This window comes from Catenulispora sp. MAP12-49 (assembly GCF_041262705.1).
Taxonomy (GTDB): Bacteria; Actinomycetota; Actinomycetes; order Streptomycetales; family Catenulisporaceae; genus Catenulispora.
Window position 1 is genome coordinate 27372 of record NZ_JBGCCP010000011.1, and the last position, 14418, is coordinate 41789.

The following is a 14418-nucleotide window of genomic DNA, read 5'->3' on the forward strand; positions in this document are numbered from 1 at the left end:
TGCGGCCAGAGTTCAGTGCAGCCAGGGCAGCGGCCGGTCCAGCACTTCCTCACGCCGCATCTCGACGGCCGCCGCGTTGACCCCCGCGTTCACGTCCCGGAACGGCCACACGCGCAGCCTCTCGGCCAACGGCTCCGCCGATCCCTCGGCCATCGACGCCCGGATCTCCGGCGGCAGCGCCTCGATCGAACCGGCGTATGCCAACGCCAGGCTCCACACGACTTCGGGCTCTGACACGTCCGCCAGCCGCCCATAGGCCGCGCGGCGCGTCTGGGGCTGCAATCCGTCCCCCGCGAGCCGGATCAGGCCGTGCATCCAGACCGCGTCGTCGGGCGCGGCGTCCAGCAGGTCCAGGAACTGTTGCTGGCCGCTCTCCAGCAGCGTGCCCGCGCGCAATCCCTGGATCGTCAACTCTCGAAGATGCGTGAGGGCGCCGGCCCGATCGGGGTGATCGTCGAAGTGTCGCAGAGCCCGCTGATAGTGGTCCATCGTCGGCCGGGGACCGAACGCCGGCGGCGGCGGGGGCTCCTGGATCGCCGGCAGGACCAGGCAGGGCCCGTCGAAGCGGCCGAAGCGGTCGGACTCCGAGTCGTCCTCCCACTCCCAGTCCGGGCCGCAGAGGAACCCCTCGTTGGTGCTCACTGCTTTATCAGACACCCCGAATCAGGCCCTGTGCTACTGAATCAGGCCCTGCGGAACGTCCGCCGGTAGTCGCTCGGCGCGACCCCGACCGCCTCGGTGAAATGGTGCCGCAGATTGGCCGCCCCGCCAAGCCCGGCCGCCGAGGCCACGCGCTCCACCGGCAGGTCGGTGGTCTCCAGCAGGCGGCGCGCGTGCAGAACCCGTTGCTCCGTCAGCCATTTGCCCGGCGTGGTGCCCACGGCGGTGTGGAAGCGGCGGATCAGGGTCCGTTCGGCGACGTTCGCCTGCCGGGCCAGATCGGCGACGGACAGCGGCTCGGCCAGGTGGGTCCGCATCCAGTCCAGCAGCGGGCCCAGGCTGTCCTGCCGGTCCGGCGGCGGCGCGGGCGTCTCGACGTACTGCGCCTGCCCGCCGCTGCGGTGGGTGGGCGCCACCAGCCGCCGGGCCAGCGTGTTGGCCAGCTCCGCGCCGTGGTCGGCGGCGACCATGGCCAGGCACAGGTCGATCCCGGCGGTGGTGCCCGCGCTGGTGAGCACGTCGCCGTGGTCGATGTAGAGGACTGCCGGATCGAGGTCCACGGCCGGGAAGCGGGTCCGGAACTCCTCGGCGTACAGCCAGTGCGTGGTGGCGCGGCGGCCGTCGAGCAGCCCGGCGGCCGCCAGCACGAAGGCGCCGGAGCACAGGGACGCCACCCGGGCCCCGTTCGCGTGCGCCTCCCGGACGGCCGCCACGAGATCGGCAGGCGGTTCGGCCGCGACGTCCTGGACCGCCGGCACGATGACGGTGTCCGCGGTGGCCAGCGTGGCGTAGGTGTCGCCGGCGAGCGCGGTGAACCCGCCGCCGGAATCAACGGGCCCTGATTCGGGGTTGCAGACGCGGACGTCGTAGCCGAGTTCCGGCATGCCCGGCCGGACCCGGCCGAAGACCTCGACCGGGATCGAGATCTCGAAGATCGGCGCGCCCTCGGTGACCGCCACCGCGACGACGTGCTTGCCCGGCTTGCCCGTGTTCCGACCGGCGCTCTTTCCCATGGCAATATATTAGCGCTAAGTGTCATTCCTGCCACTGGGCAACGCCTCGAAGGCAAGAGATCATCGGACACGTGAGCCTTACAGACGTGGAGAAGACCACGGTCCAGAGCCCGTCGCGGACGCACAAGGAGAGCAAGCAGCGCAAGGACACCAAGGCGACCAAGGCGACCAAGGAGGCCTGGGCGCGCGCCGCGCTCGCCCTGACCGCCGTCGGCTGGGGCGCCAACCAGTTCGCGCCGATGGTCCTGCTGTACCGGGAGCGGATGGGCGTCTCGGCGTCCGCCGCCGAAGCCATCTTCGGCCTGTACGCGGCCGGCCTGGTCCCGGGTCTGCTGGTCGCCGGCCCGCTGTCGGACCGCGTGGGCCGCCGGCCGGTCGTGGCCTTCGCGGTGCTGCTGTCGATGCTCTCCGGCGTGGTGCTCATGCTCGGTTCGCACGGCCTGGCATGGCTGTCCACCGGCCGCGTGCTGATGGGGGTGGCCAGTGGCGCGGCGTTCAGCGCGGGCAGCGCGTGGGTGAAGGAGCTGTCGGCCACGAATGCGGCAGCAGGCGCCGGGGCGCGGCGCGCCTCGATCGCGATGACCGCCGGCTTCGGCATCGGCCCGCTGGTCGCCGGGGTGCTGGTGCAGTGGGGGCCGACCGCGTACGAGACCCCTTATATTCCGCAGCTGATACTCGCCGCGGCGGCACTGGCCATGCTGTCCCGCACGCCGGAAACCGTGCAGCGCCGACACTCTTTCGAAGGCCGGTCCGGGGTCCTGAGCGGCGGCCTGCTCCGCCTGCGCGGCTTCTCCGACCGGCGCTTCGTCGGCGTGGTGCTGCCGATGGCGCCGTGGGTGTTCGGCGCGGCGACCATCGCCATGGTCTACCTCCCGGGCCTCACCGCGAGCCACGTGAAGGGCATCTCGCTGTTCTACGCCGGCGCGGCGGCGATGGTGACCGCGATGTCCGGGGTGCTGATCCAGCCGTTCGCCCGCCGGGTCGCCGCCTCCCCCGCCGGCCAGGACCGGGCCCGGCCCCGGCTGCTGACCCTCGGCGTGGCGCTGGTGACGGTCGGGACTCTGGCCGACGCCGGGGTCGCCGCGCTGAGCGGCCTCGGCGCGTGGCAGGCGGTGCTGACGCTGGTCGCGGCGGTCGTCATGGGCTTCGGGTACGGCGTGCTGCTCGTGTTCGGCCTGGCCGAGGTGCAGCGGCTGGCCCCGCCGGAGGACCTGGCGGGCATGACGGCGGTGTTCCAGGCCTTCACCTACCTCGGTTTCGCGGCTCCGTACCTGCTGTCCGCGCTGAAGAACGTCGCCGCGCCGAGCACGCTGCTGCTCGTCGTCGCCGCGCTCGGCGTGCTGACGATGGTGGTGACGCTGCGGAACGCGCGGGCGACGGCCGACTAGACCCCGCCGCCTGTCTACAGAGGCTCTTTGCAGAAGTATTTGCAAAGAGCCTCTGCAATCATCTACCGTGCTGCGCATGGCAACCACCACCAAGCGCAGGGCTGCGGCCGCCGCTTTCACCGCTTTCGCCACGGCCCTGGCGGGGGTCGCCCTCGCGACCGAGGCTTCCGCGGCCACGCCGCCTGCCACGGCCGCGGCGAGGGCCGCCTCCACTGCCGCGGCCAACACCACCGCCCCGACGCTCGACACCGCCGCGCTCCAGCAGGCGATCGCCATCCGGCCGGGAGAGGCGGCGGCCGGAGCGGTCGCGTTGGTACGCGGCGACGGGCAGACCTGGCAGGGCTCGTCCGGCGACACGCAAACCGGCGTGCCGGTGTCCGACGACGCGCACTTCCGCATCGGCAGCATCAGCAAGACGTTCTCGGCCGTGGTCCTGCTGCAACTGGCCGGGGAACACCGCGTCGACCTGGACCAGAGCGTGCAGCACTACCTGCCCGGCCTGCTGCCGGACACGTTCCAGCCGATCACACTGCGCCAACTGCTGAACATGACCAGCGGCCTGCCGGACATCGGCGCCGGCGGCCCGAACCTGACCCCGGACCAGCTGATCTCCGGACGCTTCGAGTACCAGAGCTTCCGGCAGATCATCGACTCCACGCTGCGCCCCGAAGGCCGCCCCGCACCCGGCCCGGTCTTCGCCCCCGGCACCGCGCAGTCCTACAACTCGCTGAACTTCCGCATCATCGGCCTGCTGATCGAGCACGTCACCGGGCACTCCTTCAGCAACGAGGTGAACGCGCGCATCGTGCGCCCGCTGCACCTGACCGGAACCTCCGTCCCGCAAGGCGCCCCGCAGATGCCGAGCCCTTACATGCACGGCTATCTGACCAGCAGTCAGGGCACTGTCGCGGACGTGAGCGAGGCCGGCGGCGACCCGTCGAGCATGATCTCCACGACGCGCGACCTCAACCGCTTCATCACCGCGCTGTTCCAGGGCCGCCTGCTCCCCCGCGCCCAACTGGCGCAGATGTTCGCGCTCCCCCACGACGCTAACGGCGACCTGCTGCCCTACACGGGCGACTCAGGGAACTGCCAGACCGGCCCGCAGAAGGGCAAGGCCTGCTTCGGCCTCGGCATCAACAGCGACACCCTGCCCGACGGCACCGTCCTGTGGGGCAAGACCGGCGAGGACATGGGCTACTTCACCGCCATGTTCGCCACCCGCGACCTGACCCACGTCGGCATCGTCTCCACCGGCGTCACCGACCTGGGCGCCGAGGCGGGGCTGGAGAACGCGAACCGCTTGGCGGGGGCGGCTTTCGGCTTGTAGCGAAAAGCTGTGGGCCCGACGGAGATCTCCGTCGGGCCCACAATCCTTCGGCCTTACAGCCCCCGCAGCAGCCGCGCGGGCTCCTCGACCAGGTCCGCGACGTACCGCAGGAACCCGCCAGCCACGCCGCCGTCGCACACGCGGTGGTCGAAGGTGAACGACAGCTGCGTCACGTGGCGGACGGCCAGCTGGTCGTCGACCACCCAGGGCTTCTTCACGATCCGTCCCACGCCGAGCATCGCCGCCTCGGGGTGGTTCAGGATCGGGGTGGAGCCGTCGACGCCGTAGACGCCGTAGTTGTTCAGCGTGAAGGTCGAGCCGGTCAGGTCGGACACCGGCAGCGAGCCGGCGCGGGCCGCGGCGGTCAGGCGCTCGAACTCGGCCGCCAGTTCCTCGGTCGACATCCGGTGCGCGCCGTGCACGACCGGGACGACCAGGCCGCGGTCCGTCTGCGCGGCGAAGCCGAGGTTCACGTCGGAGTACCGGACGATCTCCTGGCGCTCGACGTCCACCGTCGCGTTCAGCTCCGGGTAGCGGGCCAGACCCGCGACGCAGATGCGCGCCAGGACGGCCAGCAGGCTGATCTTCCGCGCGGACGCGTCCTTGTTCAGCGCCGCGCGCAACTCCATCAGACCGGTCGCGTCCACGTCGACCCACGTCGTCGCGTCGGGGATCTCGCGACGGGAACGGGACAGCTTGTCCGCGACGGTCTTGCGCAGGCCGCGCAAGGGGACGCGCTCGCTTTCGGCGATGCCAGAGCTCGACGGTGCGGGAGCAGCAGCCGGAGCAGCCAGCGCCGCCTCGACGTCGCGCCGCATGATCAGGCCCTCGGGCCCGCTCCCGCGCACGGAGGCCAGGTCCAGCCCGCCCTCCTTCGCGAGCCGGCGCACCAGTGGCGAGACGACAGCGATGCGCACGCCGCTCTTCAGCTCGGGAGCAACAGCAGCAGCCGGGGCCGGGGCATTGTTTGTGGGAGCCGCCACCGGCGCGACATGCACCCGCGGCGGCGCCGCACCGTGCCCGCCGAACCCGCTGACCACGCGCCGCCGCCGGACCCCGCCGGTCTCGGCGGTCCCGTATCCGACCAGCACGTTGCCAGAGCTCTGCTTGGCCTTGCCGTTCTTGGCCTCCGCGTCGAGCCGGGCGCGATCGGCCGGCTCCTCGGGCGCGGGCGCCGCGTCAACCGCCGCACCGACCGCCGCGGCGATGCTGATCAGCGGCTTCCCGACGTCGACCACGTCGCCGACCGCGCCGTGCAGCTCGACGACCTCGCCCTCGTACGGGCACGGCACCTCCACCGAGGCCTTCGCCGTCTCGACCTCGCACACGACCTGGTCCACGGCGACGTGCTCGCCGACCGCGACGTGCCAGCTGATGATCTCGGCTTCGGTCAGGCCCTCGCCGAGGTCCGGCAACAGGAACTCGCGGGCCCTCACCTGTCCTCCCACTGCAGCGACGCCACCGCGTCCAGGATCCGGTCCACCGAGGGCAGGTGGTGCCGCTCGAGCTTCGGCGGCGGGTAGGGGATGTCGAAGCCGGTCACGCGGCGCACCGGGGCCTCCAGCCAGTGGAAGCAGCGCTCCGAGATCCGGGCCGCGATCTCCGCGCCGGTGCCGCCGAATCCGGCGGCCTCGTGGATCACCACGGCGCGGCCGGTCTTGCGGACCGAGGCGGTCACCGTCTCGTCGTCGAACGGGACGAGCGAGCGCAGGTCCACGACCTCCAGGTCGAAGCCCTCGGCGGCGCCGGCCTCGGCGGCCTCCAGGGCGGTCTGCACCGTCGGGCCGTAGGCGATCAGCGTCGCGTCAGTACCCTGACGCCGCACCGCCGCCTTGCCGATCTGTGCCGACTGACGCACACCGGGACCCGTCGTCGACAGCTGATCCTTGGACCAGTACAGCCGCTTGGGCTCCATGAAGATCACCGGATCGTCGGACTCGATGGCCGCGCGCAGCAGCGTGTACGCGTCCGACACCGTCGCCGGCGTCACCACGTGCAGGCCGGGCGTGGAGACGAAGTACCCCTCGGAGGAGTCCGAGTGGTGCTCCACCCCGCCGATGCCGCCGCCGTAGGGCACGCGCACGACCACCGGCAGCGGCAGTTTGCCGCGGGTCCGGTTGCGCATCTTGGCCAGGTGCGAGGCGATCTGCTCGAAGGCCGGGTAGGAGAACGCGTCGAACTGCATCTCCACCACCGGCCGGAAGCCGTACATGGCCATGCCGATCGCGGTGCCCATGATGCCGGCCTCGGCCAGCGGCGTGTCGAAGCAGCGGTCCTCGCCGAAGTCGCGGGTCAGGCCGTCGGTGACGCGGAAGACGCCGCCGAGCACGCCGACGTCCTCGCCGAAGACGACGACCTTCTCGTCGGCCGTCATCGCGTCGCGCAGCGCCCGGTTCACGGCCTGGGCCAAGGAGATCTCCTTGACCTCGGTGCCGGCGGCGGTGGCGCCGTCCAGAGTCGCGGTCATCGTCCGGCCTCGCTCTCGGCGTCGATTTCGGCCTGAAGGGCTGCGGCCTGCTCCAGCAGCTGCGGCGTGGGCTCGGCGTAGACGTGCGCGAACATGTCGCGGTGGTCCACCTCCGGCTCCTCGCCCAGCCGGGTCCGCATGTCGTTCGCCAGCTCCTCGGCGGCCTGGTTGGCCTCGGCCACGACCTCCTCGGTCAGCAGCCCGGCGGCCTTCAGGTAGGTCTCCAGCCGCGCCAGCGGGTCGCGCGCCTTCCAGTACTCGACCTCTGACTCGTCGCGGTACCGGGTGGCGTCGTCGGCGTTGGTGTGCGCCTGCATCCGGTAGGTGACGGCCTCGATCAGCGTCGGGCCCTGGCCGGCCCGGGCGCGCTCGGCGGCCTCGGCGACCACACGGCGCACGGCGATCACGTCGTTGCCGTCGACCCGCACGCCGGCCATGCCGTACCCGACGGCCTTGTGCGCCAGCGCCGCGGCGTGGGTCTGCTTGGCCAGCGGCACCGAGATGGCGTACTGGTTGTTCTGCACGAAGAAGATGGCCGGGGCCTGGTAGACCGCGGCGAAGTTCAGCGCCTCGTGGAAGTCGCCCTCGGAGGTGCCGCCGTCGCCGCAGAACGCCAGCGCGACGGTGTCATCGCCGGCCAGCTTGGCGGCCAGGCCGACGCCGGTGGCGTGCGGGGCCTGGGTGGCCAGCGGCGTGGTCTGCGGGGCGGTGCGCCAGTGCTGCGGGTCGTAGCCGCAGTGCCAGTCGCCGCGCAGCAGCGTCAGGGTCTCCACCGGGTCGATGCCGCGGGTCACCATGGAGACGCAGTCGCGGTAGGTCGGGAAGAACCAGTCGGTGGGGCGCAGCGCCAGGATCGCGCCGATCTCACACGCCTCCTGGCCGTACGAGGAGGGGTAGACCGCGAGCCGGCCCTGCCGGACCATCGTGGTGGCCTGGACGTCGAACCGCCGGCCGATCACCATGGCGCGCCAGGTGGCCAGCAGCTCCTTGGGGTCCAGCTCGGGGGCGTCGTCGCGCAGGGCGCCGGACAGCGCGCCGTGCTCGTCGAGGTACTGCAGGGGCGAGGGGTCCAGTATCGCGTCGAACCCCAGGGGAAAGCCCGACCCGGTCTTGTCGGGCGTGGCTAGAACGGTCACGTCGTCTCCATTGACACGTGTCGGTGGCTTTGGCTGTGTAGTGCCGATTCTTTGTTCGGCTGACACCGCCTGACCAGTACACTCGCAAGATCGGAGACAATCGGAAGCATGAGTAGCGCTAACCCGGGCCAACCGTCCACGCTGGACGACACCGACCGACGAATCGTCCATCTGCTCCAGCAGGACGGCCGGATGTCCATGCGCGACCTGGCCGCCGCCGTCCACGTCTCCCGCGCGCACGTCTACACCCGGGTCAAACGCCTGCTCGACGAGGGTGTGATCCGCCGCTTCACGATCCAGGTGGACCCCGAGCGCGTGGGCTTCAGCACCTCGGCCTACCTGACCATGAAGGTCGAGCAGAACAGCTGGCGGCAGATCCGCGACAGCCTGGCCGCCCTGCCCTGGGTCGAGCACGTCGCGCTGGTCAGCGGCGACTTCGACGTCCTGCTGCTGGTCCGCAGCGCCTCCAACAAGACGCTGCGGGACCTGGTCTTCGCTCACATCCAGAACATGCCAGGGGTGCGCTCGACCCGCACCTTGCTGGTCTTCGACGAGACGGACCACCTGCCGGCGCTGCCAGGTGATCCGGAGCTCGTGCGGGATGACGCCGAACAGTGACGCGGGTTCAGGCGCTCCGCCGCCGCAGGAACACGGCCCAGGTCAGCGCCGCACACAGCGCGTAGAACGCCAGGAAGGTCCAGTACGCCGCGTTCCCGTTCTTCGTGCTGAGGAACGACTGCCGGAACGCCAGGTTCACCAGCACTCCCCCGAATGCCCCGATCGCCCCGGCCAGGCCGATCAGCGCCCCGCTCAGCCGCCGGGCATCAGCCTCGGCCTCCCCGGCGAACAGCGCCGGGATCATCTTGTAGACCGAGCCGTTGCCGAGCCCGCTGAACACGAACAGCAGCACGAACCCGGTCACGAACACCGGCAGCGAGCCCGCGTGCGAGGCGGCCAGGACGAGGCCCGCGCCGCCGGCCATCAGGGCGAAGGTGGCCAGCGTGACCTTGGCGCCGCCGAGCCGGTCGGCCAGCCGGCCGCCGATCGGCCGCGAGAGCGAGCCCAGCAGCGGCCCCAGGAAGGTCAGGTAGGCCGCGTCCACCGGAGTGGCGAACTGGCTCTTGAACTGCACCTGCAGCACCTGGCCGAAGGCGAAGCCGAAGCCGATGAACGACCCGAAGGTGCCGATGTAGAGCACTGACACGACCCAGGTGTGGCCCCGCTTGGCCACCTGGCGGATCGCGCCCTTCTCCGCGCGCCGGTTCGGCAGGTTGTCCATGTACAGCGCGGAGCCGACGGCGGCCACCACGATCAGCGGCAGGTAGATCCCGGCGACCAGGCCCGGGTGCCCCTTGCCGCTCCAGGCCAGGACCGCCAGCCCGACCAGCTGCACGGCCGCGACGCCGATGTTCCCGCCGCCGGCGTTCAGGCCCAGGGCCCAGCCCTTGAGGCGGTCGGGGTAGAAGTCGTTGATGTTCGTCATCGAGGAGGCGAAGTTCCCGCCGCCGACGCCGGTGACCGCCGCCAGCACCAGCAGTGTCGAGTACGACACCCCGGGCTTGATCAGGAAGGCGGCCAGACCGCACGGCACGAGCAGGACCAGGGCGCTGAAGACCGTCCAGTTCCGGCCCCCGAAGCGGGTGACGGCGAAGCTGTACGGCAGCCGCAGCAGCGAGCCCACCAGCGTGGGCAGGGACGTGAGCAGGAACTTCCCGGCGGCGTCGACGTGGTAGGCCGGGCCGAGGAACAGCACCAGCACCGACCACAGCGACCACACCGAGAAGCCGATGTGCTCGGACAGGATCGACAGGGCGAGGTTGCGGCGGGCGATCCGGCGGGCGCCGGTCGCCCACAGCTCCACGTCCTCGGGGTTCCAGGCGTCCAGCAGGGCCTTGTCCGACAGGCGGACCGGTTCGGCAGTGATTGCTGACATACCCGCAACCTACGAATGCCCTGTTTCGCCTGTTCAAGCCGCCAGAGTCGGCTCCGTGAGGAGTTCCGCATCCGCCGACGCGGCCGATGTGACATCCGGCGCGACCCACACCACACCCCGGTGCCGGCGCACGGCGAACACCGGCAGCCGCACGTCGGGGGCGTCCAGGGCGACGCCGGTCGCCAGGTCGAAGACGTCCTTGTACATCGGCGAGGCGACCGTCGCGGTGCCGTCGCCGCGCATGCCGGTGATGCCGCGGGAGATGACCGAGGCGCCGCAGAAGGGATCGGTGTTGCCGACCGCGTAGAGCGATCCGTCACCGAGCCGGAACACGGCCACCGCCTCCTGGCCGATCAGCGCGGCCACACCGCGGCCCGGCTCCAACTCCGTGTACTTGCACACCGCGGTCCAGGCATCGGCCTGCACCTTCTCGCCGGCGAGTTCCACAGACATCAGCGCCTCCCAAGGGTGAGCAACGGCTTGATCTGGCCGCGTTCCGGAACGAACGCGACGGTCGGGTCGGGTGCTTCCGGCGCGTTGACGAACGTCGCGAAGCGGGCCAGCTTCACCGGGTCGTCCAGCACTGCGCGCCATTCGTCGGTGTAGGCCTCGACGTGCGCGGCGATCAGCGCCTCCAGCTCCACGCCGCGCTCCTCGACGTCGTCGATCAGGACGCTGCGAAGCCGGTCCAGGCCGCCCTCGTAGCGCTCGACCCACGTCGCGGTGCGCTCCAGCCGGTCGGCCTCGGCGATGTACAGGGCCAGGAAGCGGTCGATGGTGCGGACCAGCGTCTGGTCGTCGAGGTCGGTGGCCAGCAGGTCGGCGTGCCGGGGCCGGGCCCCGCCGTTCCCGCCGACGTAGAGGTTCCAGCCCCGCTCGGTGGCGATGACGCCGACGTCCTTGGACTGCGCCTCGGCGCACTCCCGGGCGCAGCCGGACACCGCCATCTTGATCTTGTGCGGCGCGCGCAGGCCCCGGTAGCGCAGCTCCAGGTCGATGGCCGTCTTCACCGAGTCCTGGACGCCGTAGCGGCACCAGGTGGAGCCGACGCACGACTTCACGGTCCGCAGCGCCTTGCCGTAGGCGTGCCCTGATTCGAAGCCGGCGTCGACCAGGCGCTGCCAGATCTTCGGCAGGTCGGCCATCGTCGCCCCGAACAGGTCGATGCGCTGGCCGCCGGTGATCTTCGTGTAGAGGCCGAAGTCGCGCGCCACCTCGCCGATGACGATGAGCTTCTCGGGGGTGATCTCGCCGCCCGGGATGCGCGGCACTACCGAGTAGGAGCCGTTGCGCTGCAGGTTGGCCAGCACGTGGTCGTTGGTGTCCTGCAGGGCGGCCTGGCCGCCGTCCAGGACGTGCGGCTTGCTGTCCTTCTCGGCGAGCAGGCCGCCCAGGGAGGCCAGGATGGAGCCGACGGCCGGCTTGCAGACGTCGCAGCCGTCGGTGACGGGGTTGGCGGCGGTCGCGGCGGTGCCGTGCTTGGCCAGGAGTTCGGCGTAGGTGGTGATGTGGTCCCGCCGGACGATGGTGTAGAGCTCGGAGCGGGTCTGCGAGAAGTGCTCGCACAGGACCGAGCTGCCCCCGGCGCCGGAGTCCTTGATCAGGGCCGTGACGGAGGTGACGCAGGACCCGCATCCGGTCCCGGCCTTGGTGCACAGGCCGATCTCCTTCGGCGTCACCACGCCGTCGCCCTTGCCGGCCAGGTCGTGGATCGCCGCGCAGATCGCGCCCTTGGTGACGTTGTGGCACGAGCACAGCACGGCGGCATCCGGCAGCGCGGACGGCCCGATCGCGGCCGAGCCGGCGGTCCCGGCCGGGAGCAGCAGGGCCTCCGGCGCGGCCGGGGGCTGCTCGCCGACCAGCGCGCGCAGCGTGCCGTAGTCCCCGGCGTCGCCGACCAGGATGCCGCCGAGCAGCCGGCCGTCCTGGGCGATGGTGAGCTTGCGGTAGACCTGACGGCGGGAGTCGCTGTAGGTAGCGGACATGGCGCCGTCCGCGGTGCCGAAGGCGTCGCCGAAGCTGGCCACCTCCACGCCGAGCAGCTTGAGCTTGGTGGAGGTGTCGGCGCCGGTGAACGCGCGGTCCTCGGTTTCCTTGGCGATATGCGCGGCGGCCGCCTCAGCCATCTGATATCCCGGCGCGACCAAGCCGTAGACCCGGCCGTCGGCGGCCAGGGCGCACTCGCCGATGGCGTAGACGCGCGGGTCGGAGGTGCGGCAGAGCTCGTCGACGGCGATGCCGCCGCGCTCGCCGACGTCCAGGCCGGCCGCGCGCGCCAGGCTGTCCTCGGGCCGCACGCCGGCGGCGAAGACGACCAGGTCGGCCTCGATCGTCTCGGTGTCCTCGCCGCGGATCGCCTGGACCGCGGCGGTCACGCCGTCGGCGCCGACCACGACCTTGTCCAGGCGGGTTCCGGTGTGCAGCGTGACTCCGAGCTCTGCGATACGGCCCTGCAACGCCGCCGCGCCGCCGTCGTCCACCTGCAGCGGCATCAGGCGCGGCGCGAACTCCACGACCGTGGTCTTCAGCCCGAGGCTGGTCAGCGCCTTGGCGGCCTCAAGCCCGAGCAGGCCGCCGCCGACCACCACGCCGGAGGTGCGGCCGTTCTCGGCGGCGTAGGCGGCGATGGCCTCGACGTCGTCCAGGGTGCGGTAGACGAAGCAGCCGGGCGCCTGGTGGTTCTCGACCGGCGGCACGAACGGCCGCGAGCCGGTGGCCAGGACCAGGGTGTCGTAGCCGCGCACGGCGCCGTCCGCGGTGGTGACGGTCCGCGCCTCCCGGTCGACGCCGACCACGGCGACCCCGTCGAGGACCTCGACGGAGCCGTCCGGATACGGGTCCAGGTGCAGGGACCTCTGGTCGCGGTCGTCGAACCACGAGGAGAGGCGGACGCGGTCGTAGGCGGGCCGGTCCTCGGCCCCGATGACGGTGACGCCCGGCGCCGGGTACCCGTGCTCCAGCAGGCTGGAGACGAAGCGGTGGGCGACCATGCCGTGACCGACGACGAGAACGGTGCGCTGCGAGGGGCTCATGTCCTCAAGATTCGCCCCGCGCCGTTTCCCATCCGCTTCGGCCGTGTTACGCGCTGCCGAAACCGCCCGCACCGCGCCCGGCCCCCGATGTGAGAAGCGCGGCCGGCACCCGCGGCGCGGGAGCGCTCGGCCGGGCTATGGCCTGCGCGAGCGCGGCCGCGGCGCCGACATCGCCGACCAGTGCGGCCGCGACCGGCACGTCCCCGTCCAGGGCCAGGACCTTGCGCGTGCGGCGGCGCTGGTCGGTGAACTGGATGAACTGGATGGCGGCCTCGGCGCGCGGCCGGCCCAGGACGGCGACGTCGGCGCCGGGGACGCCATAGGTGCGCAGGCGCAGAGGTGCCGCGGCTGCCGGGAGCGGGGACGAGCCGAGGATCGAGGCGGCGGCGCGGCGGGCGTCATCGAGGGCTGCGAGGGCGCCGGCCGGCCGGTCAACCGCTTCCGCGCAGTCGCCGATGGCGAAGATCCGCTCGTCGCCGAGGGAGCGGCCGGATGTGTCGACCAGAATTCCGCGATCGACCGGCAGCCCGGCGGAGCGGGCCAGCCCGACGCGGGGCCGCACGCCGCAGGCGAGGATGACCAGGGCGACCAGCAGAGCTCGTATATCAGTGCCACACGACGCCAACAGCTCCACCGCCGGCCGGCCCGGGCCCGGCAGGGCATCGGGACTGATCCCCCACACCGCGGCGACGTGTTCGCGCGCCGCCGGGTCGGTGATCTTCCGGTAGCCGGGGAGCTGGTCGGCCTTCTGTCCGTGTTCGCGTCCGCGCTGGCCGTTGCCCTGGCCGGTGATGGCGCCGTAGCCGCAGTAGGGACGGCCTGCTTTGCCTGCGGCGAGCGCGAGGTTGATCCAGGCGTTCACGGCGTCGGCGCCGTCGGCCTGCTGTTCGGTGCCGCGCGCGGTGAGCACCATGCCGGTGCTGCGACCGGTACTGGAGCGGGTGCTGGAACCGCCGCCGGAACCGCCGCCGGCGAACATGCGCGCCGCCTCCCTCAGGTCCCCCACCGGGACCCCGCACACCGCCTCGACCCGTTCGGGCCCGCCGACGGCCGCCGGGCCCCGTCCGCGGCGATCGAGGCCAGCCGGCCGGCCACGGCATCGAGCGCTTCGTCCCAGCTCACCGGTTCCAGTTCGGCGTCGCGGGTGCGGCGCAGCAGGGGCGAGGTCAGCCGGACCGCCGGGTTCAGCAGTTCCGTGGAGGTCGCGCCCTTCTGACACAGCGCGCCCTTGTTGACCTGGAACGCCTCCCATCCGGCGGCGCGCGGTACCGCGTCCCCGCCGTCGCCGGCGTGCAACTCCATCCCGCACTGCAACGCGCAGTACGGGCAGTGCGTACGGCTGAGCAAGGAGGGCGAGTCCATGGACCCAGCGTCGCCAGCGCGCGTTTCCGGCGGGGCGCGGCGCCGTTACCCCCGCGCGACGGAGGTCTCACATCGTCAACTCCGCGACATGAAGGGT

13 protein-coding genes are annotated in these 14418 nt (G+C 71.9%); 3 read left to right on the forward strand and 10 right to left on the reverse strand.

The features are described 5' to 3' along the window. Positions 1–12 precede the first annotated feature (12 nt). Together ABIA35_RS21020 and ABIA35_RS21025 are read right to left on the reverse strand one after the other, a co-directional pair. Entirely contained in the window at positions 13–642 is a 630-nt protein-coding gene (locus ABIA35_RS21020; RefSeq protein ID WP_370358983.1) for a hypothetical protein, read from the reverse strand. Positions 643–683: 41 nt separating this feature from the next. Beyond that, positions 684–1673 (reverse strand): GlxA family transcriptional regulator, encoded by a 990-nt coding sequence (locus ABIA35_RS21025; RefSeq protein WP_370358984.1) that lies wholly within the window; start codon positions 1671–1673, stop codon positions 684–686. 71 nt (positions 1674–1744) lie between these two features. Here ABIA35_RS21025 and ABIA35_RS21030 point away from each other — a divergent pair, with 71 nt between their 5' ends. Then, the gene (locus tag ABIA35_RS21030; RefSeq protein WP_370358985.1) at positions 1745–3061 is read left to right on the forward strand and encodes an MFS transporter; all 1317 of its coding nucleotides are present in this window, start codon (positions 1745–1747) and stop codon (positions 3059–3061) included. Between the two features lie 76 nt (positions 3062–3137). Beyond that, positions 3138–4391 (forward strand): serine hydrolase domain-containing protein, encoded by a 1254-nt coding sequence (locus tag ABIA35_RS21035; RefSeq protein ID WP_370358986.1) that lies wholly within the window; start codon positions 3138–3140, stop codon positions 4389–4391. 53 nt (positions 4392–4444) lie between these two features. On the opposite strand, the gene ABIA35_RS21040 is transcribed toward ABIA35_RS21035, so the two are convergent. From ABIA35_RS21040 to pdhA, 3 genes are read right to left on the reverse strand one after another with little or no spacing between them, the layout of a single operon-like run. Then, the gene (locus ABIA35_RS21040) at positions 4445–5827 is read right to left on the reverse strand and encodes a dihydrolipoamide acetyltransferase family protein (protein ID WP_370358987.1); all 1383 of its coding nucleotides are present in this window, start codon (positions 5825–5827) and stop codon (positions 4445–4447) included. Further along, positions 5824–6858 carry an alpha-ketoacid dehydrogenase subunit beta gene (locus ABIA35_RS21045; protein ID WP_370341434.1) on the reverse strand — a complete coding sequence of 345 codons (1035 nt, stop codon included), beginning with the start codon at positions 6856–6858 and terminating at the stop codon, positions 5824–5826. The genes ABIA35_RS21040 and ABIA35_RS21045 overlap by 4 nt, the downstream gene beginning before the upstream one ends. Continuing rightward, the gene (pdhA, locus tag ABIA35_RS21050) at positions 6855–7994 is read right to left on the reverse strand and encodes a pyruvate dehydrogenase (acetyl-transferring) E1 component subunit alpha (protein ID WP_370358988.1); all 1140 of its coding nucleotides are present in this window, start codon (positions 7992–7994) and stop codon (positions 6855–6857) included. The genes ABIA35_RS21045 and pdhA overlap by 4 nt, the downstream gene beginning before the upstream one ends. A 108-nt stretch (positions 7995–8102) precedes the next feature. Between pdhA and ABIA35_RS21055 the strand changes: the two genes are divergently transcribed. Continuing rightward, positions 8103–8612 carry an Lrp/AsnC family transcriptional regulator gene (locus ABIA35_RS21055; RefSeq protein WP_370341437.1) on the forward strand — a complete coding sequence of 170 codons (510 nt, stop codon included), beginning with the start codon at positions 8103–8105 and terminating at the stop codon, positions 8610–8612. A 7-nt stretch (positions 8613–8619) separates the two neighbouring features. Here the strand turns inward: ABIA35_RS21055 and ABIA35_RS21060 are convergent, their stop codons facing one another. The 5 genes from ABIA35_RS21060 to ABIA35_RS21080 are packed head-to-tail and all read right to left on the reverse strand — an operon-like array spanning position 8620 to position 14321. Continuing rightward, positions 8620–9927, reverse strand: coding sequence for a nitrate/nitrite transporter (locus tag ABIA35_RS21060; protein ID WP_370358989.1), 1308 nt, complete (start codon positions 9925–9927; stop codon positions 8620–8622). A gap of 33 nt (positions 9928–9960) precedes the next feature. Beyond that, entirely contained in the window at positions 9961–10380 is a 420-nt protein-coding gene (gene nirD, locus ABIA35_RS21065; RefSeq protein WP_370341440.1) for a nitrite reductase small subunit NirD, read from the reverse strand. Further along, positions 10380–12959 carry a nitrite reductase large subunit NirB gene (gene nirB / locus ABIA35_RS21070; protein WP_370358990.1) on the reverse strand — a complete coding sequence of 860 codons (2580 nt, stop codon included), beginning with the start codon at positions 12957–12959 and terminating at the stop codon, positions 10380–10382. The genes nirD and nirB overlap by 1 nt, the downstream gene beginning before the upstream one ends. 46 nt (positions 12960–13005) lie before the next feature. Next, entirely contained in the window at positions 13006–13965 is a 960-nt protein-coding gene (locus ABIA35_RS21075) for an FAD-dependent oxidoreductase (protein WP_370358991.1), read from the reverse strand. Continuing rightward, the gene (locus ABIA35_RS21080; RefSeq protein ID WP_370358992.1) at positions 13953–14321 is read right to left on the reverse strand and encodes a molybdopterin-dependent oxidoreductase; all 369 of its coding nucleotides are present in this window, start codon (positions 14319–14321) and stop codon (positions 13953–13955) included. Before ABIA35_RS21080 ends, ABIA35_RS21075 begins: the two co-directional genes overlap by 13 nt. Between the last annotated feature and the right edge of the window lie 97 nt (positions 14322–14418).